The organism is Candidatus Rhodoblastus alkanivorans (genome assembly GCF_022760755.1).
Lineage (GTDB): Bacteria > Pseudomonadota > Alphaproteobacteria > Rhizobiales > Beijerinckiaceae > Rhodoblastus > Rhodoblastus alkanivorans.
Genome location: NZ_JAIVFP010000001.1, coordinates 4,111,779 through 4,130,213, shown reverse-complemented (window position 1 = coordinate 4,130,213; position 18,435 = coordinate 4,111,779). Strand labels below are relative to the sequence as shown.

Below are 18,435 nucleotides of genomic sequence, written 5' to 3'. Positions count from 1 at the left end.
CCGTCAGCGGCTCGGTTCCGGCATAGACCGCCGCCGCCTTGGCCGCATCGCCGCCGAAACGCGTCAGGGAAAATTCCGACCCGCCGACGAGGCCGGGCTCGATATTGGTGACGCGGACGTTCTTGCCGACGAGATCGGCGCGCAGATTGAGCGAAAATTGCAGGACGAAGGCTTTCGTCCCGCCGTAAACATGGCCGCCGGGATAGGGATAATCCCCGGCGATCGAGCCGAGATTGATGATGAGGCCGTCATTGCGCGCCACCATCTGCGGCAGGACGGCGCGGGTCATATGAACGAGCCCGACGATATTGGTGGCGATCATCCGGTCCCAGTCGGCAAGGTCCGACTCCCATGCCGGCGAAAGGCCGAGCGCCAGCCCCGCATTATTGACCAGCACGTCGATCCGCCGCCAATCCTCGGGCAGGCTGTCGACAAAACCATCCACCTTTTCTTTGTCCATCATGTCGAGCGGGAGCGGGAGCACGGCGGGGCCAAGCTCCTCGCTGAGCGCCTTCAGCCGTTCGACGCGCCGGCCGGTCGCGATGACGCGATGGCCGCCTTTGACGAAGCGGCGGGCGAAGGCCGCGCCGAAGCCGGCGGTGGCGCCGGTGATGAGAATGGTTTTCATGGAAAAGTCCCGAATTGCGTGCGTCCGGATTATAGCCGCGATTTCGCTCGCCGCTACCAAAGGCCTGGAATCATACGCCAGGTGCGGGCGCGATAGGCGTCATATTCCGCGCCGAATTCAGATTGCAGCAGCCTCTCTTCCGCGTCGATCCGCGCGAGCAACGGGAGCAGTGTCAAGGCGGCGATGACCAGGCCGGCTCCTGAGCAGAAGGCGAGCGCCCAACCGATCGAGGAGATCATTAATCCGAGATAGGAGGGGTGGCGGATATAACGGTAGGGGCCGGTCGTGAGCAATTCATGGATCGGCTGGATCGCAACCAGGCCGGAGAATCTGTCGCCGAGCGCGACCACCGGCCACAGCCTTAAGCTCCCGCCAAGGCCGAACAGAACGACGCCGCTCCAGCGCAATGCTTCGCCGCCGAAGGTCAAAAAACCGTAGCGGTCGTCCCAGGCCGGAATAAAACCCATGGCGAGACCAAGAAGCGCGAAGGCGGGCAGAACCCAGCGATTGTTGCGGTCCTCTCGGATCCCGGGTGACACGTTGCCGCCGCAGAACAATGCGGCGACGGCGAGCGCGAAATAGACGACGGTCAAGGCCATGAGGGCCGGGGAGCGAAAGAAAGGCCCGAAGCCGCCCTCGCCCCAGATTGGCAAGGCATAATAGACAACCGCGCCGCCGAGGATCGCGGCGACCCGGGGAAATCCCCTAAAACGTCCGCCCGCCGCCATCGCGCCCTCGCGTCAGCCGAACATGGAGGCGCCGGGACAGGCGGCGCAGGCCGGTCCGGCGCCGGCGTTGGAACAGGCGGGCGCGTCGCTCTCGCCGCCGCGCGCCGGCGTGGCGATCAGCGACAATTGCTGCTCAAGCTCGACGGCGCCGCAGGACGGGCAGACCGGCTCCTCGCCGGAGCGCACCAAGGTCTGGAAGGACGCGCCGCATTTCTTGCATTCGTAACCATAGATCGGCATAGGCAAACCTCTCAATCGGGCTCAATCGCGCATGACGTTTCGGCCGAGACGGCATTGGTGGTCGAGCAATTCCTCGGCATGGCCGCCGCCTCCGGCGACGAGCAGCAGGAAGCCGCGCCCGCCCCGAGGCTCGTCCAGTCCGATCACGGCGATGGTTTCGCTCGCCATATTGTCGCGGGCGCGGGGAATTTCCAGGGCGACCATCCGGAAAATGTTCTGGTCGAGATCCGCGGCCCTCAGGCGGCGGGCGCGGTAGCGGCCGGCCCAGGGGCGCAGGTCGATCTCGAACCAGCCCTTGCGTCCGCGCGCGGCGCGGGCGAGTTCCGCCTTGAGCCGCGGCTTGACGCAATCGACATGAATGTGGAGCTGATCCTGGCTGCGGGCGAAGCGGGAATTGATCGCCATGCCCAGATCGTTCCAGGCGAGCGGCCGGCCCGCCGCTTCCGCCACCCAATGGCGCTCGTTCCAGGCGTCGGCCCAGTAATTGGGCGCGCCCTTGCGCAGCAGCGCCGCGCTCTCGACCCCCGAAACCCGGGCGAGCGGCGTCACGATGATGTGGGTCGCGTCGTCGGGCGCCCGCACCGTGGCGACGCCTTTTTCGCGGTCGACCGCAAGACAGGGCGCGGCCAGGCCGGTGAGGCGGTTGACCGGCGAACAGACGCCGTGGACGATCCGCCAGAGACCGTCGCGTCCGAACGCCCGGCCCTCGAAGGCAGCGGTCGGACCGGCGGCGCCTGCCAGCGCGACAAGGCTGAAAATAAGGACGATGATTCGTTTCACGGCCGGGCCATAGCATTTTGCGCGGCGGCGCGCATCGCCTTTCCCGCCGCGCCCGCGCGCGATAAGGTCGCATGATGACTCTCTTGCCCGCCGGGGGCCCGCTGCGGACATTCGCGGAACGCCGCGACATCAGGATCGCCGCGCGCGCCATCGCGTCCGGCGACGAGGCGGGCCTGTGGCCGGAGGAGGCGGCGGCCCTTGGCGCCTTGCGGCGCGAACGCCTTCAGGCGAGCGGCGCCGCGCGCGCTCTGGCGCGCGATCTGCTGGCGACCTTCGGTGCGCCGCCTCGCGCAATCGGCCGGGACGCCGCGGGCGTCCCGCGCTGGCCGCCGGGCTTTTCCGGCTCGCTTGCTCATGACGACAGCCATGCGCTGGCGGCGGTGGCGCGGGCGGAAAAAGTCGGCGCCCTCGGCGTCGATATCGAACCCGACGCGTCGCTCGCCCAGGAGCTCATGGAGTTGATCGCGACGCCGGCGGAGCGCGCGCGTTATGGTGAGGATTTGCTGCGCCGCCCGGCGCTTTTCGTCATCAAGGAAGCGGTGTTCAAGGCGCTTTTTCCCGCCGATCGGCGATTTCTCGAATTTCACGATATCGAGGTCGATCTCGAAGCGGGAAGCGCCCGCGCGCGTTTTGGCGGGCGCTGCGCCTTCGCTTGGGAGAGCAGCGCGAACGCTTGGGAAAGCGGCGCGAAAATCTGCGCGCTGGCGGCGCGCGACGACTGATCAGCGTCGCCAGTCGAAGGGCAGGCGCATCGCCTTCTGCGCCGCGCCGAAGGTCCAGAACCACAGGGCCGCCTGGGGCAGGAAGAAGAAAATCTTCGCCGCTTCGGCCCAATCGGGCTGGGCCGAGAGCCGGACCGTGACGGTGACGCCTTCGCCGGGAATGGGATGGGGCGAGAAGGCGTCCTCGGCCAAGGTCTGGGCCGCGTCCTGGACGATCCAGGAGTCGACCATCCCCTCGGCGCCGCTTTTCCGGCGCGCCGGGGCCTTGACGGGCGCCTGGACTTGCGCGGCGGGCACGTTGATCTGAATGCTCTTGCGGCTCATGCGGCCTGTCTTTCCTTGTCGGCGATGATCAGATCGGCCAGACGCTGCAGCTCGCGCGCGGCCTCGCCGCGCGGCGCGACTTCCAGAACAGACAGGCCGCGCGCGGCGCTTTCGGCGAAGACGACGCGCTGGATGAGGGCGGCGTCGAGCACCGGCGTCTCCGGGAATTGCGCCAGAGCGGCATGGAAATCGCGCCCGATCGCGGTATTGGCGATCTTGCGGTTGATGAGGAAAGCCGCGCGCAAAGAGTCTTTGAATTGGCGCGCCTCGCGGATGAGCTGGACCGTTTCGGCGGCGGCCCAGACGTCATAGGGCGAGGGCTGCACAGGGATCAGCACGAGGTCGCTGGCCATGATCGCCGCCCGGCCGAGTTCGTTGACGCGCGGCGCGCCGTCGATCACCACCATGTCGTAATTTTTCGCCAGCGTCGGCATTTCGCGATGCAGGGTCGGCTTGGCCATGCCGACCACGACGAAATCGGGATCGACCTGCCGCGCCGCCGACCAGGCCAGGGCGCTGCCCTGGGGATCGGCGTCCACCAGCAGCACGCGCCGGCCGGATCGGCTGAAACAGGATGCGAGATTGACGGCGATCGTCGTCTTGCCGACGCCGCCCTTCTGGTTCAGCACGCCCACGATCATCGAGGCAGCCTTTCGCGCTGGATGAAAACGCTCACCGACGGCCGCCCGCACATCGACGAATCACTTGACGCGACCGTGTGCGCCAAGGTTTCCACAAATCTCAGCTTTAGCAAGCTTTGCCGCGCATGCGCCTGTGGACAGCGCGTCTAGGGATAGGCGCCGAGGTCCTGGCTGATTTCGATGGCGTGGACCACGGAGCGCGCGATCCTGGCGTTTTCCTCGGGAAAGCCGCCGTCGCGGATGAAGCGGGCGAAGGTCGAAAGCTCGTCGGCCAGCGCGTCATGGGCGTCGATCTTATATTCCGCGGTCTTGACCGCGCTGAAGTTTTCGTTGGCGAGGCTCGCCACGGGCGTCGTGTCATAGACGCTGACCTTGGCGGTCAATTCGTCGAGCTTGACGATCTTGCCGTCGAGCGTCGCCACCGCCAGCCGCCGCCGCTCCGAGGCGACCCAGCTGCTCTCGACATGGCCGGTCATTCCGCCCTCGAACGCCAGGAACATCTGGGCCTGGGCGGCGGCGCAGCCGCCATAGGCGCGCTGGACATGGCGCGCGGACAAGGGATGCTGGCCTGTGACGAAAATCGCATTGGCGACGTCATGCACGGCGAGGTCGAGCAGCACGCTGTTCTTCTGGATGCGGCCGACGCCGCGGCGACGCGCGTCGTAATGGAGGACCGGCCGGCCGGTTTCCGCGATCAGGCGCTTCATCAGCAGAACGCCGGGGTTGAACAAAGTGGTGTGGCCGGTCATCGCAACCAGCCCCTTGGCGCGGGCGAGCGCCGCGACCTCGTCGCAGGCGGCCGAGGTCATCGCCAGCGGCTTGGCGATGAGCACGTTCTTGCCGGCTTCGAGCAGGGTCAGGGCTAGATCGGCATGGGTGTGATTCGGCGTCGTCACGACGCAGGCCTCGATCGACCGATCCTCCAGAATGGCGTCGAGCGACGGCGCGGCTTCGGCATGCGCCATCTTGCGTCCGTCATGGTGGTCGTAGGTGGATTTCAGCGCAAAATCGGGCAGCGCGCTCAATTTGTTGGCGAGGGTGTGGCCCCAGGGGCCGAGGCCGATAACGGAAATATTGATGGTCATTTTCGCCATATGCGCTTTTGCGACGCTTCTAAATGGGGCGGATTCAATGGGGCGGGGCGCCGGTCCCGTCGGGCGCGCCCGCCTTAGCATGACGCGGGGGCGCGGCGCCAGCCCCGCCATTCGGGCAAGTATTTTGGTGACGCGGACCGATTCGCGGCGTATAGGCCGCCGACCGCTCGCGGAGGGTCTTTGCCGGTCGCTCGCGGAGAGTTTTGCCGCCTGCAAATGTCGAATGGAGGAGTTTTCCGAATGTCCGCGCCCATGATGCCTTTCATCGACCTTGCCGCCCAGCGCGCGCGCATCGCGGACAAGATCGAGGCGGCGGTTCGCAGGGTGATCGATCATGGCGCCTATATCATGGGGCCCGAGGTGTACGAGCTGGAAAAGCGCCTTGCCGCCTTTTGCGGCGCGAAACATGCCGTGTCCTGCGCCAGTGGCACCGACGCGCTGACGCTCGTCCTGCTCGCCAAGGGCGTCAAACCCGGCGTCGCCGTGCTCTGCCCGAGCTTCACCTTCGCCGCCACCGCCGAGGCCGTCGCTTTGCTCGGGGGCACGCCCTTCTTCGTCGATGTGCTGCCCGACACGTTCAACATGGACCCGGCGTCGCTCGAAGCGGCGATCGCCGAGGCCCGCGAAAAAAAACTCAATCCGGTCGGCGTGATCGCCGTCGATCTGTTCGGCCAGCCGGCGGATTACGACGCGATCGAGCCGATCTGCGCCCGCGAGAATCTTTGGCTGTTGTGCGACGCCGCCCAGGCCTTCGGCGCGACTTTTCTCGGCCGCAAGCTCGGAACCTTCGGCATGGCGACGACCACCAGTTTCTTTCCGGCGAAGCCCCTCGGGGCCTATGGCGACGGCGGCGCCGTCTTCACCGACGACGATGAACTTGCCGACGTCCTGCGCTCCTTGCGCGTCCATGGCCAGGGCGTCGACAAATATGACAATGTCCGCATCGGCGTCACCGGGCGGCTCGACACGATTCAGGCCGCGATTCTGCTGGAGAAGCTCGCGATCTTCCCCGAAGAGATCTCCGCCCGCAACGAAATAGCGGCGCGCTATGCGCAAGGGCTGCGCGAGGTCGCGATCCCGCCGGCCGTGGCCCAGGGCTGCGAATCCGTCTGGGCGCAATATACCATCCGCCTCAAGCCGGGCCAGCGCGACGGCCTGGTCGCGGCGCTCAAGGAAGCAGGCGTTCCCACCGCCTGCTATTACCCGGTCCCGCTCCATCGCCAGACCGCCTATCGCGCCTTTCCCAGCGTCGGAGGGCGTCTCGCGGCGACCGACCAGCTGGCGCAGGAAGCGCTGTCGCTGCCGATGCATCCCTATCTCGGCGCCGAGGCGCAGGAGCGTATCATCGGCGCCGCGAGAAAGCATCTGGGCTGAACAAAGCAAAACCCGCCGCGACCTGTCTGGTCACGGCGGGCTTCGCGGGTCCCGCATTGCGCGGCGGCCGGGTTATTTTTTCTCGATCTTGGCGCGCTCGATCGATTCGGAGATGAGGCGCCTGGCCTCATCGGCGTCGCCCCAGCCGGCGAACTTGACCCATTTGCCGGGTTCGAGATCCTTGTAGTGGCAGAAGAAATGTTCGATCTGCCTCCAGGTGATCTCGGGCAGGTCGGTATAGCTCTGCACCTTGTCGTAGCGCTTGGTGAGCTTGTGGCTCGGCACCGCGATGATCTTTTCGTCGCCGCCGCCTTCGTCGGTCATCTTCAGCACGCCGATCGGGCGGACGTTGATATAGGAGCCGGCGATCAGCGGACGGGTGTTGGCGACCAGGACGTCGCACGGGTCGCCATCTTCCGACAGCGTGTGCGGAATGAAACCGTAATTGCCGGGATAGCGCATCGGCGTATAGAGGAAGCGGTCCACGAAGAGCGTGCCGGCGTCCTTGTCCATTTCATATTTGATCGGCTCGCCGCCAATTGGAACTTCGATTACGACATTCACATCTTCCGGGGGATTTTTGCCGATTTTGATGGCGTCAAGACGCATTGCGCTCTCCGATGGTTGGCGTTCCGCCGCCCATTAGTCAGGCGCAAGGGCAAAAGGCAACCCGAACTTTCCGGGCATGCCGGCGTCAATTGAAAGCGGCGTCCGGCGCCGCGATGGCGATCGCCGCAGGTCTGCGCAGGCGAGGCTCCGCCGGCTCGCCGATCGAGCCGCTCAAGCGCCGATCACCAGACAGCCAGTCGAAATGAACTGTTACGCGGAAGGGCCGAAGCCCAAGGCGAGGCGGCCGAGTTTCTCGCCGCCGAAAAATTCGCTGGCGCGCCGCACCGGTTGGCCGCCGAGATGGCGGTAAAAGTCTATCGCGCGCTGGTTGTCGCTCAGCGTCCAGACCAGCATCGTGTCGAGACCATTGTCGGCTAGGTCTCGGCGTCCGGCGCGGAACAGGCGCGCCCCGAAGCCCAGGCCCTGATATTCGGGCGCCAGGTAAAGCTCGAAAATCTCGCCGCTATAGTCCAGGGAGGGCGCCCGGTTGCGGCCATAGGAGACATAGCCGCCGATCGCCCCGTGAGTTGAGAGCACCAGCAGCCGGCTGCCTTGCAGGACGGCGGCGCGCCACCAATCCGGCCCGCGCCGCGCGATCAGGCGCTCCAGTTCGCGGCCGGGAATGATTCCGCGATAGGCGTCGCGCCAAGCGGCGTCGTGGACGTCGGCGATCTGGTCGGCGTCGCCGGGCATGGCCCTCCTGATGGTGATCAACGTCTGGGACATGCGCCAATGTTAAGGCCGAGGGCCGCCGCCGCGCAAGAAAACTATTTTTAATCTTTTCTGAGAGGCGCCGTCAGTTGAAATGAAAGCGAATATTGGTGCTGGTCGAGAAGCGCCCGCCGGGCGGCGGCGGCGTATGAATGGCGCGCAGCGTCGTGAGCGCGGCGGCGTCAAGCACGCGATTGCCCGAGGAGCGCGTGATCGACAGCGCGATCACCCGGCCCGACGGACCCATGGTGAAGGCCACGCCGACCACGCCGGTCCTGCCGGCGGCGCGCGCCGCCGCCGGATAGAAAGTGTGACGCCGGATCTCCGCCACCAGAAGGCCGGCATAGGCCGCTGGCGACATCGCAGACGCGCGGCCCGCGCCATGGGTCGCGCCGCGATGCAATTCCTGCCGCGCCTCCTGCGCCTTGCGCCGGCGCTCGGCGGGTTCCTCCTGTTTGCGCTTTTCCGCCTGGCGCTTCTTTTCTTCGGGCGTCGGCGCGGCCTTCGGCGGCGGCTGCTGGACGAGAGGCTTCTGCGGCGGCGCGACGGGCGGGGGCGGCGGCTTGGGCGGCTCGACCGGCAGTGGAATGGCTTCCGGGGCGGCGACCTTCGGCAGCGGCGCTTCGACGGGTGGCGGGGGCGGCGGCTCGACCGGCGTGACCTTTTCGACCGGCGGGGGCGGCGGCGCGGCGGGCGTGATTTCGTCCTGCTTCTTCTGATCTTCGGCGGCGTCGCCCGCTGCGACGAGCGTCACTTGGACGCCGTCGAGCGGCGACAGCGCGGCGGGCCGGCTTTTGACGCTGATGAAGACCAGGGCGTGCAGGGCGAGGATCGCGACAAGCGCCACGGGCCGCAACCAGAACGGGCGGATTGCGTCGCGCGGCCCGGCGCCGATAGCCGGCCCCGGGGCCGGAAGGGCGCCGGCCACGCTCATTTTCCTTGTTCCGTCGCGGGGGGCGGCGCGGATGGGGCGGACGCGGCGGCCTTCTTTCTGGCGTCGGTGACAATGGCGATATGGGTGATCCCATTGCTGGCGAGCTGGTCGAGCACTTCGACCATGCGGCCATAGGCGACCTCCTTGTCGCCGCGCAGATGCACGACGCGATTGAGGTCGTCGCCAAGTTTGAGCTTCACAAGCTGGACGAGATCGGCCGGCTCGACCGGCTCATTGCCCACGGCGAGCCCGCCGTCGCGTCCGACCACGACCACGACCGGCTCCTTCGGATCCAGCGGCCGGGCGGCCTGCGCCTGCGGCAGCTGGACCTTGAGGCCGGCGGTCAGCAGCGGCGCGGTGACCATGAAAATGATCAGCAGCACCAGCATGACGTCGACGAGCGGCGTCACATTGATCTCGGCCTGCGGACGGAAGAAGCCCGGGCGGTCGGAGCCGGAAGGGGAGGAGAAAGCCATCAGGCCGCCTCCGCTTCCGTCCTGTCCGCCCTCGCGGCGGCGACCGGATCGCGGGTCATCTCGACGGCCTGGTCGGCGGCGCGGTTGACCAGGGCCTGGCCGAGGCGGGAAAAGGACGCGCCGAGGCGATTGTAGCCGATCGCGGCGGGAATGGCGGCGGCGAGGCCATAGGCGGTGGCGGCCAGGGCCTCGGCGATGCCCGGCGCGACCACGGCGAGGCTGGTGTCCTTGGCGGCGGCGATGCCGACGAAACTGGCCATGATGCCCCAGACCGTGCCGAACAGGCCGACGAAGGGCGACACCGAGGAAATCACCGCGAGATTGGCGAGACCGCCCTCGGCCTTGGTCAGAAGTTCGACGTTCGCCCGCGTCATCTTGTCGGCGACGCGCTGGCGGCGCTCGGACACGGTTTCGCCCGCCACGTGAATCCGCGCCTCCTGCGCGCCGAGGGCTTCGATGGGCGCGAGCAAAGAACTCGTCTGGCCGGTCTTGGCCTCGCGCAAAGCGCGCGACAGCCGCGACAGGCCGAACAAAGCCTCGACGATCAGCAGCCAGCACCAGATCGAGGCGAGAAACAGCGCGGCCATGACCGCCTTGCCGACGAGCCCCGCCTGCAGGAACAGGCCGATCGGGGTGAGCGAAATAGTGTCCATGCCTCTTTGCCTGCCGTTTCCTCGGGCGCCGCCATTCGTCGTCTTTGCCCGGAATTTATACGGCTTTTCGTGGAATGACACGGACAAGAGGGCGTTGCGCTTCGGGAATATTTCCCGAACCGAGGCGATTGAGGAGGAATTAAGCGGAACGGCCCGCGAATCAGTCGTGCTGCGCCGCGAAGGCGGCGGCTGCGCCGAACAGGCCGGGATTCGGATGGACGAGAAGCCAGATGGGAAGGTTGGCCATCATAGTGGCGTAGCGGCCCTTGGCGGCAAGAGCCTGGGCGAAGCCGGAGCGCTGCAGCAGGTCCGGCATCCGCGGCAGCAGGCCGCCGGCGAGGACCACGGCATTGGCGCCATGGATCAGGGCGACATCGCCGACGAAGGCGCCCAGACAGGCGAAAAAACGATCGAGCGCGGCGCGGGCGAGCGGCTCGGCGCCGGAAATGGCCGCCGCCCACAGGCTCTTGTCGTCCGCGAAAGCCGGCGCCGCGGCCGCCTCCGGGAAAGCGGCGCGGATTTCGGCAAGGATCTCCGCGAGACCTGGGCCGGAAACGATGCGCTCGACCGAAACGCGGCCGTATTTCGCTTGCATGCGGGCGAGCAATGCGTCCTCGAAGGCGTCGCGCGGCGCAAAGCCAGCGTGCCCGCCCTCCGCCTCCACCACGCGGTGGGATCCCTCGTCCAGCAGGGTCAAGGCGACGCCGAGGCCGGTGCCGGGACCGATCACGCTGACGATTCCAGGGTGCGGAAACAGGCGCGCCGGTCCCGCGACATGGACGAAATCGTCGCGGCCGAGCTGGGCGATCGCATGGCCGACGGCGCCGAAATCATTGACGATCTGCACCTTCTCGACGCCGAGTTCGTCGGCCAGCGCCCTGGGGCGCAAGCGCCACGGATTATTGGTGAATTTCAGCTCGTCGCCCCGGACGGGGCAGGCGACGGCAAGCGCGGCGGCGCGCGGCGCCGGCCGCCCGGCGCGGTCGAGAAAGGCGCGCCAGGCCGCGTCGAGGCTTGCGAAATCCGCCACCCTGAACACGGTCGCCGGCCCGAGTTCGCGCGCGCGGCCCCCGGCGACCCGGGCGAAGGCGAAGCGCGCATGCGTGCCGCCAATGTCGGCGACGCCGATTTCCTGTTCCTCCATGCGCCTTCCTCTATGCGCCGCCGCGGCTCTTTCTTTTTGGCGACAATCGGCCAAGTCGTGCGATTCTTCGGCCGTCCTATCCGGGCAAAGCCTGGCGAAATTGTCAAATCGCCGACCATAACAGTTGGGCGGCGATGAAAACTCATGCGGATGGACTATGTTGAATGCGCGCCATTCATGGTTGGTTGCGGGCCGTTGCGAAAAAGACAGGCTTGGAGGGCATTATGCGGAAATCCATCGGATTGGCGGCGGCCTTCGGCCTGGTTCTGTTCGCCTCCACGGCCATTGCCGCCCAAGAGGGCGCGCCGCGCCATCATCATCGCCCTCGCCATCATGGCGTGCGGCCGGCTCCGCCGGCCGATGCGCGCTATCCGGTCGGGGAGCGCGGAACGGTCGCGCCGTCGCCGCGCGGCAATTCCGAACCGGAGGCCGGGGACGGACCCGGATTGAGCCGCGATCCCGACGATTGCAACATGGGTTGCATCGGCGGCAACCCGGACTGAAAGGTCAGAACCGGATCCGGACGCCGACCATCGGGTCGATGTTCCGGGTATGGAGATAGCCGCTGGCGGTTCCGCCATAGGCGTTCGAGACCATCGCCCCGGCGTAAACGTCGATGCGTTTGAGCGGCTTGTAATTGATGAGGAAGGAATAGGAATAACGGCCGCCGGCGCATTGGGAGCTGCTGGTCGCCGATCCCGATCCCGTGCAGATCCCGGGAGCGGGCAGAAAATCGTTCTGCGTGTCCCAATAGACGCCTGCGGCCGCCGAGAGGTTGCTCAGGATTTTGTAGCGCACGCCAGTCCATACGGTTTGGTAGCGGCGGGGAACGGTAAAGGCGTCGGCGGTGACGGCGCCGGGCGGGACGAAAATGCCATAGGCGCCCGTCGGCATGCCGTTCGGGTACGAATTGCTGGGATTTTGCAGCACGGCCCGGATGAAGCCCGCATAGAATCTGAATGGCCCGTATTTGTAGCGCGCCAGCAGTTCGACGCCGCGCGTGTTCGCCAGCGTCGCCTTCACGATCGAATTCGGATCATAGCCGGCTGGCGTCGGACTCCCGGAATAGCTGGAGAAGGCGGCGGCGTCCTTCGCCATATGGAGGACGCCGTCGAACGACAGGCCGCCGATGTCCGCGCCGATCTGAACCTGATATTGCGCGGTTGCGGCATTGCCCTGGTTATAGCCGCCGACCTGCGTCTGCGCCGCGAAGCGCAGGTTCCGGTAGCTCAGGCGATAGGTGACGGCGGTGTTTACGCGGGTGGTCGAATTGACGCCGAAGCCCGAATAGGCGCCGGAAAAGCCCAGTTGCGAAAAGGCGACCGAGGCGACCGGGTCATAGGCGGTCAGGAGGCTGTGCGAGAGCGCATTGGTTCGGCCGAAGGTCAAAACGCCCAGCGTTCGATTGCTGATTCCGAAAAAGCCCTGCGAATTGTCCCATTGCCCGGTGCGGTCGGAATCGGAATTGGACGTCTGCTGCGCAAGCTTTTTCAGATTGTTTTCCGCAAGCGTGCGCGGGCCGTTGATAAGCCTCAGCGTATAGGGACTGAAACCGCCTTCGGCGACGCCGATCAGGCGCCAGCCATTGCCCAGTTTCTCGTTCAGCTTGACGCCGAAGACCGAGGTGCTGATCCCGTTCGGCGACCACAGCCAATGGGTGTCGCCGCTGTTCTTCTGGATGCCGTAATTGGGCTTTTTGGAGCTCAGGCCGAGCGGAACGCCCCATTGCTCATAGCCATAGCCGCCGTCGATATTGGCGAAGAGCGTCAGTCCGCCATAGGACAGAGGGCATTCGTCGGCTGACGAGTTGAGAAAGCTCCACAGGCTGCTGAAACAGGAATTTTGGGGCGGGGGGGCGCCCGTCGCTTTCGGGGACAAAATGTCCGCCGCTTCCGCGCCCGTCGCGAAAGTCGCCGCAAAAAGCTGCGCGAAAATCACTTTTTTCATCGCCGTCCCCAGGGACGGCCCTAGCAAAGACGGCGGTTGCACGCAAATCGCCGTCGAGGCGCGGCGCGGCCGGCCCAAGGGGAGGTTCGAGCGGCCGCCGGGCCCCGACCCCGCGCGCGGTTCCATGAAATCATCTGAATTTTTGCAAGTGAGTCATCGGCGCTGGAGACATTCGTCGTTTTCACGACCTCCTGCCGCGCTCCTGGCCGAGGGCGGACCCGCGCCTTGAGCCTTGCATTTCACGCGACGAATTTTTCCGCCATGTTGCCGATGAGCAACGTCCGTTTCGCCAGAGGTGGCCGCGCCTTCGGCATGGCGCGCTCGCCGCCGAACCTAATGTTTGACGCCTTGCCGGCTCTGGGCGTGGCGATGGCCGTAGAAAAAGTAGATCGCCATGCCGAGGACCAGCCAGACCAGAAGCCGCGCCCAGGTTTCCCAGGGCAGCCCCGCCATCAGGCCAAGGCAGGCGAGCACGCCGAGGGTCGGAATGGCCGGCGAGCCCGGAACGCGGAACGGACGCGGCGTTTCGGGGTGACTGTGGCGCAGATACATGACGGCCACGCAGACCAAAGCGAAGGCCGCGAGCGTGCCGATGCTGACCATTTCGCCGAGCAGGTCGATGGGAAACAGGCCGGCGACGGCGGCCACCAGAAGACCGAGAAGAATCTGGCTTGCCGCCGGGGTGCGAAAACGCGGGTTCACCCGGGAGAAAAACGCCGGCAGCAGGCCGTCGCTGGCCATGGCGTACATGATGCGGGCCTGACCGAACAGCAGGACCAGGATCACCGTGGTGAGGCCGGCGAGCGCGGCGAATTTCACCGTGACCGCCAGCCACGGCAGGCCGATGACGTCTATTGCCGCGGAGATCGGGTCGGGGCGGTCGAGTTTCGGATAGGGAACGACGCCGGTCAGCACCGCCGCCACACCGATATAGAGCGCCGTGCAAATGGCCAGAGAGGCGACGAGCCCGATGGGCACGGAGCGCTGCGGCTCATGCGCCTCCTGCGCCGCGGTCGAGACCGCGTCGAAGCCGATATAGGCGAAAAACACCACCGCCGCGCCGCGCAACACCCCGCTCCAGCCGAAATGGCCGAATTCGCCGGAATTCGCGGGCATGAACGGCGTCCAATGGGCCGGCGCGACATGCAGCCCGCCGACGACGATGACGACGAGCACCACCGCCAGTTTGAAGCCGACCATGATATTGTTGACCCGCGCCGATTCCCTCGTCCCGATAACGAGCAGGCCGGTGATGACGGCGACCACACCCGCCGCGGGAACGTTGAACAGGCCGGTCACGCCGGCGACGGCGGTATGCGCGCCGGGCGGAGCGGTGAATTGCGGCGGCAGATGCAAGCCGAGGCTCGCCAGCAGGCTGACGAGATAGCCCGACCAGCCGACCGCGACCGTCGCCGCGCCCATGGCGTATTCGAGCACCAGGTCCCAGCCGATGATCCAGGCGAAAATCTCGCCGAGCGCCGCATAGACATAGGAATAGGTGCTGCCGGAGACCGGGATCAGCGCCGCGAGTTCGGCATAGCACAAAGCGACCACGGCGCAGGCGCAGCCGGCGAGCGCGAAGGACAGGACGACGGCGGGGCCGGCATAGCGTGCCGCCGCCGCGCCGGTCAGGACGAAAATGCCGGCGCCGATGATGGCGCCGACGCCCAAAGCCGTCAGCGACCACGGTCCGAGGCTGCGGGCGAAGCCGCCGTCCTGCGCCGCGCCGCCCGCGCCATCGCGCAGATCCGCGATGGCCTTGCGCGCCAAAAAGCTATGTCCCAATGCGCCCTCGCCCGATATGGTCCCCGGCCATGCTAATGCTTGTGCCGCGCCGGCGGCAAGGCGGCGAACGGCATAAGTTGTGGGGGGCGCTGATCCGGCGCGAGGCCGATAAATGAGAATGTTTTGGGCGCCGCAGGCCCATGCCGTTTACCTCGCTGGGCGGGGAGAGGCCACAGGGCGAAGCTTCTTCAGCGCAGCGTGCGCAAGAGTTTTCCCGCTTCCTTGTCGCCGTTGGCGCGAGCCTGTTTCAACCAAAAATCGGCCAGCTTCGGGTCGCGATTGACGCCACGTCCTTCCAGATAGCAAATGCCGAGCAGTCGCTGCGCCAGGCTTTCGGTCTTGGATTTGGCGCCGATGGCCAGCCATTTAGTCGCCTCGCCGTCATCCCTGGCATAAGGCGGATTGCCGAGAAAATAGCCGATTCCGAGTTCGGCGGCGCTGAAGGGGTCGCCGGCTTCCGCCGCCTTGGTGAACCATTTTATCGCCTCCTGCGGATCGCGGGGCGCGCCGTCGCCATTGCGGTAGGCGACGCCCAGCGTGCGCCACACCAGCGGATAGGCCGGATCGACCGAGGCCTTGAGATACCACTTGACCGCTTCGACGCGATCCTTTTCGAAAGGCGGGGTTCCGGCCCAATAATAATCGGCGATCTCGCGCTGGGCGAAATGATCGCCTTCTTCCGCCGCCTTGCGGAACCATTTCACCGCCTCTTCATGGTCTTTTTGGACGCCGTCGCCATCGCGATAGGCGACGGCGACATAGCGCGCGACGGCGGGAAAAGCCGGATTGGAGGCGATCTTGCGAAACCATTTGACGGATTCGACATGGTCCTTGGCGAAGGGCGGAATGCCGACCCAATAGGCCTCTCCGACCATCATGATCGAATAATGGTCCCCCCGGTCGGCCGCCTTCCGGTACCATTCCAGGGCCAACTCCTTGTTCTTTGGCGCGCCAATGCCGTTCCAGTAAAGATTGCCGGCGACGCGCTGCGCGTTGAGATCGCCCGCCTTCGCTGCCTTGACCACCCATTGCAGGCCGGTTTCGGGATCGGCTGCGGTTCCCGCGAGGCCATAGGCGAGGAAATTGCCGTAATTGAACTCGGAAGCCACTAAGCCTTGTTTCGCCGACGTGAGATAGAGGCTCTTGGCCATTTCCGCATTAGGCGCCAGCGGATGCGGCGTGATGGGCAAGGTCGGATCGTAAAGCGTCGCCAACTCGAACTGCATGACGGCGTCGCCGTCCGCGGCTTTAGCCTTGATCTCGGCCAGGGCGGCTGGGTCGGTCTTGGCTCGGTCGCGCAGGGCGTCGGCCGCTGCGCCCGCCGGGGTCGGCCGCGCCGACTCGCGCTCCGGGGTCGGCAGCGCCGGCTTGCCCCAATCGGGCGGCGAGCCGGACGGTTTGGGCGTTTCGATCAGCAGCCAGCTCACGCCGGCGAGCGCCAGCAATTGCGGCGCGATGAACCATATCCGCCGATAAGCGGCGTCGCCGTGCCAGAGCAGGAAATGGGCGTAACGCCAGCGCGCGATCATCGCACTTGCGCCTCCGTCGCCTTGATGGCGGCGTCGAGATCGGCCGGCGTCAGCTCGTCGATGCCGCTGGAATGGGGATCGCGCGCCAGCCGCACCGCCTGGGCTTCGCGCATTTTCTCGATCAGGTTGCGCACCGAGCGCGCATTGCCCCAATTCTTCGCCGAACTATTCGCCTCGACCCAGGACTCGATCTTGCCCTCGTAGCCCTGCGGCAAGGCGAAGCCTTGCGATCTGGCCATGAGATCAAGGATATGCGCGAGCTCCTGCGGCGAATAGTTGGGAAAGTCGATGGTCTTGGAAAAGCGGCTGGCGAGACCGGGATTGGAATCGAGAAATTTTTGCATCGGCCCCGGATAGCCGGCGACGATGACGATCACCCGGTCGCGGTGGTCTTCCATGAACTTGAGGAGGGTGTTGACCGCCTCCATGCCGAAGCTCGCCGAGGCATTGTCCGAGACGAGCGAATAGGCCTCGTCGATGAACAATATGCCATCGAGCGCCGACTGGCAGACCTTGTCCACCTTGTCGGCGGTCTGTCCGATATAGCCGGCGATCAGGTCCTTGGCCTCGGTTTCGACCAGATGTCCGCGCTTCAAGACGCCAAGGCCGCGGTAGATGTCGCCGATGGCGCGGGCGACCACGGTCTTGCCTACGCCCGGCGGCCCGGTGAACACCATATGCTGGCTGACGGCCGTCACCTTCATCCCTTCGGCGCGCCGGCGGGCCTCGATCTGGAGGCGTGCGATCAAGGTGTTGATCTCGGATTTTACTGCCGCGAGGCCGATCATCTGGTCGAGATCGTCCAATGCCTGCTGGGCGGTGCGTCCTTGCCGGATGATGGCCGGCGTCTCGACGATGCGCAGCAGGCGCAACTGGTCGGGCGCGACCGCTGGACCATTGGCGGTCTGCGCGACATTGGCCGAAACCAGGGCGAGACGCATGGCGAGAAAAGTGGCGAGAGCGCCGCCGCCAATCATGGCGAGGGCGCCCAGGAGCCGCGGCAGCATGGCCAAAGTGAACAGGCGTGGGATCGCGGCGCCGCCGCCGCTGACGGCGGCCAGCGCGGCGGCGGTGAGAAGCGACGCCGCCGTCATGCTGAGGACCAGCGACAGCGTCTGATTGCGTTCGAAAAAACCCTTCATCTGTCCGCCCCCTCAATCCCGACGGATCATCCTCCGCAAGGCTTGTCGGTCTTCCACCAGATGTCGATCACATTGCCGTTCCGGCCGCCCGGACTGACCCAGGTCGGATAAAGCGTCGCCCGAAGCCCTTTCTGCCGCCCCTCCACCGTCAACTGGCCACGGCCGACTGAATAGGGATTCGGAAACGGAAGAGCGACGCGCATGGGCGCTGCGCCGACATGATAGGGCGGCGAGATATAGGCGCCGGAGCGGATGCGGATGAAGCTGTCGGGCTCTCCCGGCGCATTCGACAGCGTGATATAGGCGAGCGGCGCGCGGCACTGCCGGGCTGCCGCGGCCAAAGCGAAGGCCTTTGCGGGATCGAGGCTGGCGCTGGCTTCGATGATATCCGTGGCGGCGACGGTCATGATTTCCGCCCCGGCGCCCCGGCTTGCAAGGGGCGGCTGACCGATCAACAGTCCGCTGGCGGCGAGACCGCTCAGCAGAACGCCCGCCACGGCCACGCCAGCGGCGCGGCCGGTCCCTTTGATCGCCTGCGCGGCTTCGCGGGCGCCGCCTTGGGCGCCGCCTTGGGCCGCGGGAAGAGGAGCGGATTGCGAGGCGGGCATGCTCGGCATCCAAGGTTTGCGCGGCGCCCTTTTCTCGGCGCCAGACGGCAAAGACGCGGGCTGAACCATAAGCAAGACGCTTGGCCCCTGGCGAGAGTTCCGCGCCGGCTTCGCCCTTCGCCAAAATTTCTGCCGCATCCTCATTCAGCCTTGCGCGAAATTCCGGCGGCAGGTGCATTATGCCTTCGGCAGGTTCAAGGGGAACCCGAAATTTAAGCCGAGCCACGATCCGACACCCGCTAGAGCGCTTTCCGACCATATTGACGCAATCTGTTCGCTTTCGGAGAGACGATCCGGCAAGCGCGCGCCGAAGAGCGCATTGGGGATGCGGTCGAGGCGCGCGCGACGCCGGGCGTCCGCCGAAAG

General features: G+C 66.3%; 21 protein-coding genes. 3 read left to right on the top strand and 18 right to left on the bottom strand.

Annotated features, from left to right (window positions below; all coding sequences use genetic code 11):
• The 4 genes from K2U94_RS19275 to K2U94_RS19260 all read right to left on the bottom strand — a co-directional run.
• Positions 1 to 628 (bottom strand): SDR family NAD(P)-dependent oxidoreductase (locus tag K2U94_RS19275; protein WP_243068766.1); only part of this gene is annotated, 628 nt, incomplete at its 3' end.
• A gap of 53 nt (positions 629 to 681) precedes the next feature.
• Positions 682 to 1,356 (bottom strand): methyltransferase family protein, encoded by a 675-nt coding sequence (locus K2U94_RS19270; protein WP_243068765.1) that lies wholly within the window; start codon positions 1,354 to 1,356, stop codon positions 682 to 684.
• Between the two features lie 12 nt (positions 1,357 to 1,368).
• Positions 1,369 to 1,596: an FmdB family zinc ribbon protein gene (locus tag K2U94_RS19265; RefSeq protein ID WP_243068764.1), complete on the bottom strand. Its 228-nt coding sequence runs from the start codon at positions 1,594 to 1,596 to the stop codon at positions 1,369 to 1,371.
• 21 nt (positions 1,597 to 1,617) lie between these two features.
• Positions 1,618 to 2,376 carry a CDP-diacylglycerol diphosphatase gene (locus K2U94_RS19260; RefSeq protein WP_243068763.1) on the bottom strand — a complete coding sequence of 253 codons (759 nt, stop codon included), beginning with the start codon at positions 2,374 to 2,376 and terminating at the stop codon, positions 1,618 to 1,620.
• A gap of 71 nt (positions 2,377 to 2,447) precedes the next feature.
• On the opposite strand from K2U94_RS19260, the gene K2U94_RS19255 reads away from it, so the two are divergent.
• Positions 2,448 to 3,098 carry a 4'-phosphopantetheinyl transferase family protein gene (locus tag K2U94_RS19255; protein ID WP_243068762.1) on the top strand — a complete coding sequence of 217 codons (651 nt, stop codon included), beginning with the start codon at positions 2,448 to 2,450 and terminating at the stop codon, positions 3,096 to 3,098.
• Here the strand turns inward: K2U94_RS19255 and K2U94_RS19250 are convergent, their stop codons facing one another.
• The 3 genes from K2U94_RS19250 to K2U94_RS19240 form a co-directional block, all read right to left on the bottom strand.
• Complete coding sequence (locus K2U94_RS19250) at positions 3,099 to 3,422, bottom strand: hypothetical protein (protein ID WP_243068761.1); 324 nt, start codon at positions 3,420 to 3,422, stop codon at positions 3,099 to 3,101.
• Positions 3,419 to 4,063: a ParA family partition ATPase gene (gene parA, locus K2U94_RS19245; RefSeq protein ID WP_243068760.1), complete on the bottom strand. Its 645-nt coding sequence runs from the start codon at positions 4,061 to 4,063 to the stop codon at positions 3,419 to 3,421. Before parA ends, K2U94_RS19250 begins: the two co-directional genes overlap by 4 nt.
• A 146-nt stretch (positions 4,064 to 4,209) precedes the next feature.
• Positions 4,210 to 5,148, bottom strand: coding sequence for a Gfo/Idh/MocA family protein (locus K2U94_RS19240; RefSeq protein ID WP_243068759.1), 939 nt, complete (start codon positions 5,146 to 5,148; stop codon positions 4,210 to 4,212).
• A gap of 249 nt (positions 5,149 to 5,397) precedes the next feature.
• Between K2U94_RS19240 and K2U94_RS19235 the strand changes: the two genes are divergently transcribed.
• On the top strand, positions 5,398 to 6,531 hold the full coding sequence (locus K2U94_RS19235; protein ID WP_272884887.1) for a DegT/DnrJ/EryC1/StrS family aminotransferase: 1,134 nt from the start codon (positions 5,398 to 5,400) through the stop codon (positions 6,529 to 6,531).
• 72 nt (positions 6,532 to 6,603) lie between these two features.
• Here K2U94_RS19235 and ppa read toward each other — a convergent pair whose 3' ends face one another.
• From ppa to glk, 6 genes are all read right to left on the bottom strand, one after another.
• Positions 6,604 to 7,140 carry an inorganic diphosphatase gene (gene ppa, locus K2U94_RS19230; RefSeq protein WP_243068758.1) on the bottom strand — a complete coding sequence of 179 codons (537 nt, stop codon included), beginning with the start codon at positions 7,138 to 7,140 and terminating at the stop codon, positions 6,604 to 6,606.
• A gap of 210 nt (positions 7,141 to 7,350) precedes the next feature.
• Positions 7,351 to 7,866, bottom strand: a complete 516-nt coding sequence (locus K2U94_RS19225; RefSeq protein ID WP_243068757.1) for a GNAT family N-acetyltransferase — start codon at positions 7,864 to 7,866, stop codon at positions 7,351 to 7,353.
• A gap of 70 nt (positions 7,867 to 7,936) precedes the next feature.
• Entirely contained in the window at positions 7,937 to 8,785 is an 849-nt protein-coding gene (tolA, locus tag K2U94_RS20600; RefSeq protein ID WP_272884885.1) for a cell envelope integrity protein TolA, read from the bottom strand.
• Positions 8,782 to 9,261, bottom strand: a complete 480-nt coding sequence (locus K2U94_RS19215) for an ExbD/TolR family protein (RefSeq protein ID WP_243068756.1) — start codon at positions 9,259 to 9,261, stop codon at positions 8,782 to 8,784. Before K2U94_RS19215 ends, tolA begins: the two co-directional genes overlap by 4 nt.
• The gene (locus K2U94_RS19210) at positions 9,261 to 9,914 is read right to left on the bottom strand and encodes a MotA/TolQ/ExbB proton channel family protein (RefSeq protein ID WP_243068755.1); all 654 of its coding nucleotides are present in this window, start codon (positions 9,912 to 9,914) and stop codon (positions 9,261 to 9,263) included. Before K2U94_RS19210 ends, K2U94_RS19215 begins: the two co-directional genes overlap by 1 nt.
• 160 nt (positions 9,915 to 10,074) lie before the next feature.
• Positions 10,075 to 11,058, bottom strand: coding sequence for a glucokinase (gene glk, locus K2U94_RS19205; protein WP_243068754.1), 984 nt, complete (start codon positions 11,056 to 11,058; stop codon positions 10,075 to 10,077).
• A gap of 224 nt (positions 11,059 to 11,282) precedes the next feature.
• On the opposite strand from glk, the gene K2U94_RS19200 reads away from it, so the two are divergent.
• A complete protein-coding gene (locus K2U94_RS19200) occupies positions 11,283 to 11,561 on the top strand; it encodes a hypothetical protein (RefSeq protein ID WP_243068753.1) in 279 nt (92 codons plus the stop codon).
• 4 nt (positions 11,562 to 11,565) lie between these two features.
• On the opposite strand, the gene K2U94_RS19195 is transcribed toward K2U94_RS19200, so the two are convergent.
• From K2U94_RS19195 to K2U94_RS19175, 5 genes are all read right to left on the bottom strand, one after another.
• Complete coding sequence (locus tag K2U94_RS19195; protein ID WP_243068752.1) at positions 11,566 to 13,005, bottom strand: porin; 1,440 nt, start codon at positions 13,003 to 13,005, stop codon at positions 11,566 to 11,568.
• Positions 13,006 to 13,338: 333 nt separating this feature from the next.
• Positions 13,339 to 14,790 (bottom strand): amino acid permease, encoded by a 1,452-nt coding sequence (locus K2U94_RS19190; protein WP_425332537.1) that lies wholly within the window; start codon positions 14,788 to 14,790, stop codon positions 13,339 to 13,341.
• A gap of 188 nt (positions 14,791 to 14,978) precedes the next feature.
• Positions 14,979 to 16,319 (bottom strand): SEL1-like repeat protein, encoded by a 1,341-nt coding sequence (locus K2U94_RS19185; protein WP_243068751.1) that lies wholly within the window; start codon positions 16,317 to 16,319, stop codon positions 14,979 to 14,981.
• A complete protein-coding gene (locus K2U94_RS19180; protein ID WP_243068750.1) occupies positions 16,316 to 17,461 on the bottom strand; it encodes an AAA family ATPase in 1,146 nt (381 codons plus the stop codon). The genes K2U94_RS19185 and K2U94_RS19180 overlap by 4 nt, the downstream gene beginning before the upstream one ends.
• A 26-nt stretch (positions 17,462 to 17,487) precedes the next feature.
• Complete coding sequence (locus K2U94_RS19175) at positions 17,488 to 18,069, bottom strand: hypothetical protein (protein WP_243068749.1); 582 nt, start codon at positions 18,067 to 18,069, stop codon at positions 17,488 to 17,490.
• Between the last annotated feature and the right edge of the window lie 366 nt (positions 18,070 to 18,435).

Coding starts and splice junctions, on each gene's coding strand:
- K2U94_RS19270 (WP_243068765.1), bottom strand. CDS start 1,356: ATGGCGGCGGGCGGACGTTTTAGGGGATTTCCCCGGGTCGCCGCGATC.
- K2U94_RS19265 (WP_243068764.1), bottom strand. CDS start 1,596: ATGCCGATCTATGGTTACGAATGCAAGAAATGCGGCGCGTCCTTCCAG.
- K2U94_RS19255 (WP_243068762.1), top strand. CDS start 2,448: ATGATGACTCTCTTGCCCGCCGGGGGCCCGCTGCGGACATTCGCGGAA.
- K2U94_RS19250 (WP_243068761.1), bottom strand. CDS start 3,422: ATGAGCCGCAAGAGCATTCAGATCAACGTGCCCGCCGCGCAAGTCCAG.
- parA (WP_243068760.1), bottom strand. CDS start 4,063: ATGATCGTGGGCGTGCTGAACCAGAAGGGCGGCGTCGGCAAGACGACG.
- K2U94_RS19240 (WP_243068759.1), bottom strand. CDS start 5,148: ATGACCATCAATATTTCCGTTATCGGCCTCGGCCCCTGGGGCCACACC.
- K2U94_RS19235 (WP_272884887.1), top strand. CDS start 5,398: ATGTCCGCGCCCATGATGCCTTTCATCGACCTTGCCGCCCAGCGCGCG.
- ppa (WP_243068758.1), bottom strand. CDS start 7,140: ATGCGTCTTGACGCCATCAAAATCGGCAAAAATCCCCCGGAAGATGTG.
- K2U94_RS19225 (WP_243068757.1), bottom strand. CDS start 7,866: ATGTCCCAGACGTTGATCACCATCAGGAGGGCCATGCCCGGCGACGCC.
- tolA (WP_272884885.1), bottom strand. CDS start 8,785: ATGAGCGTGGCCGGCGCCCTTCCGGCCCCGGGGCCGGCTATCGGCGCC.
- K2U94_RS19215 (WP_243068756.1), bottom strand. CDS start 9,261: ATGGCTTTCTCCTCCCCTTCCGGCTCCGACCGCCCGGGCTTCTTCCGT.
- K2U94_RS19210 (WP_243068755.1), bottom strand. CDS start 9,914: ATGGACACTATTTCGCTCACCCCGATCGGCCTGTTCCTGCAGGCGGGG.
- glk (WP_243068754.1), bottom strand. CDS start 11,058: ATGGAGGAACAGGAAATCGGCGTCGCCGACATTGGCGGCACGCATGCG.
- K2U94_RS19200 (WP_243068753.1), top strand. CDS start 11,283: ATGCGGAAATCCATCGGATTGGCGGCGGCCTTCGGCCTGGTTCTGTTC.
- K2U94_RS19195 (WP_243068752.1), bottom strand. CDS start 13,005: ATGAAAAAAGTGATTTTCGCGCAGCTTTTTGCGGCGACTTTCGCGACG.
- K2U94_RS19185 (WP_243068751.1), bottom strand. CDS start 16,319: ATGATCGCGCGCTGGCGTTACGCCCATTTCCTGCTCTGGCACGGCGAC.
- K2U94_RS19180 (WP_243068750.1), bottom strand. CDS start 17,461: ATGAAGGGTTTTTTCGAACGCAATCAGACGCTGTCGCTGGTCCTCAGC.
- K2U94_RS19175 (WP_243068749.1), bottom strand. CDS start 18,069: ATGCCCGCCTCGCAATCCGCTCCTCTTCCCGCGGCCCAAGGCGGCGCC.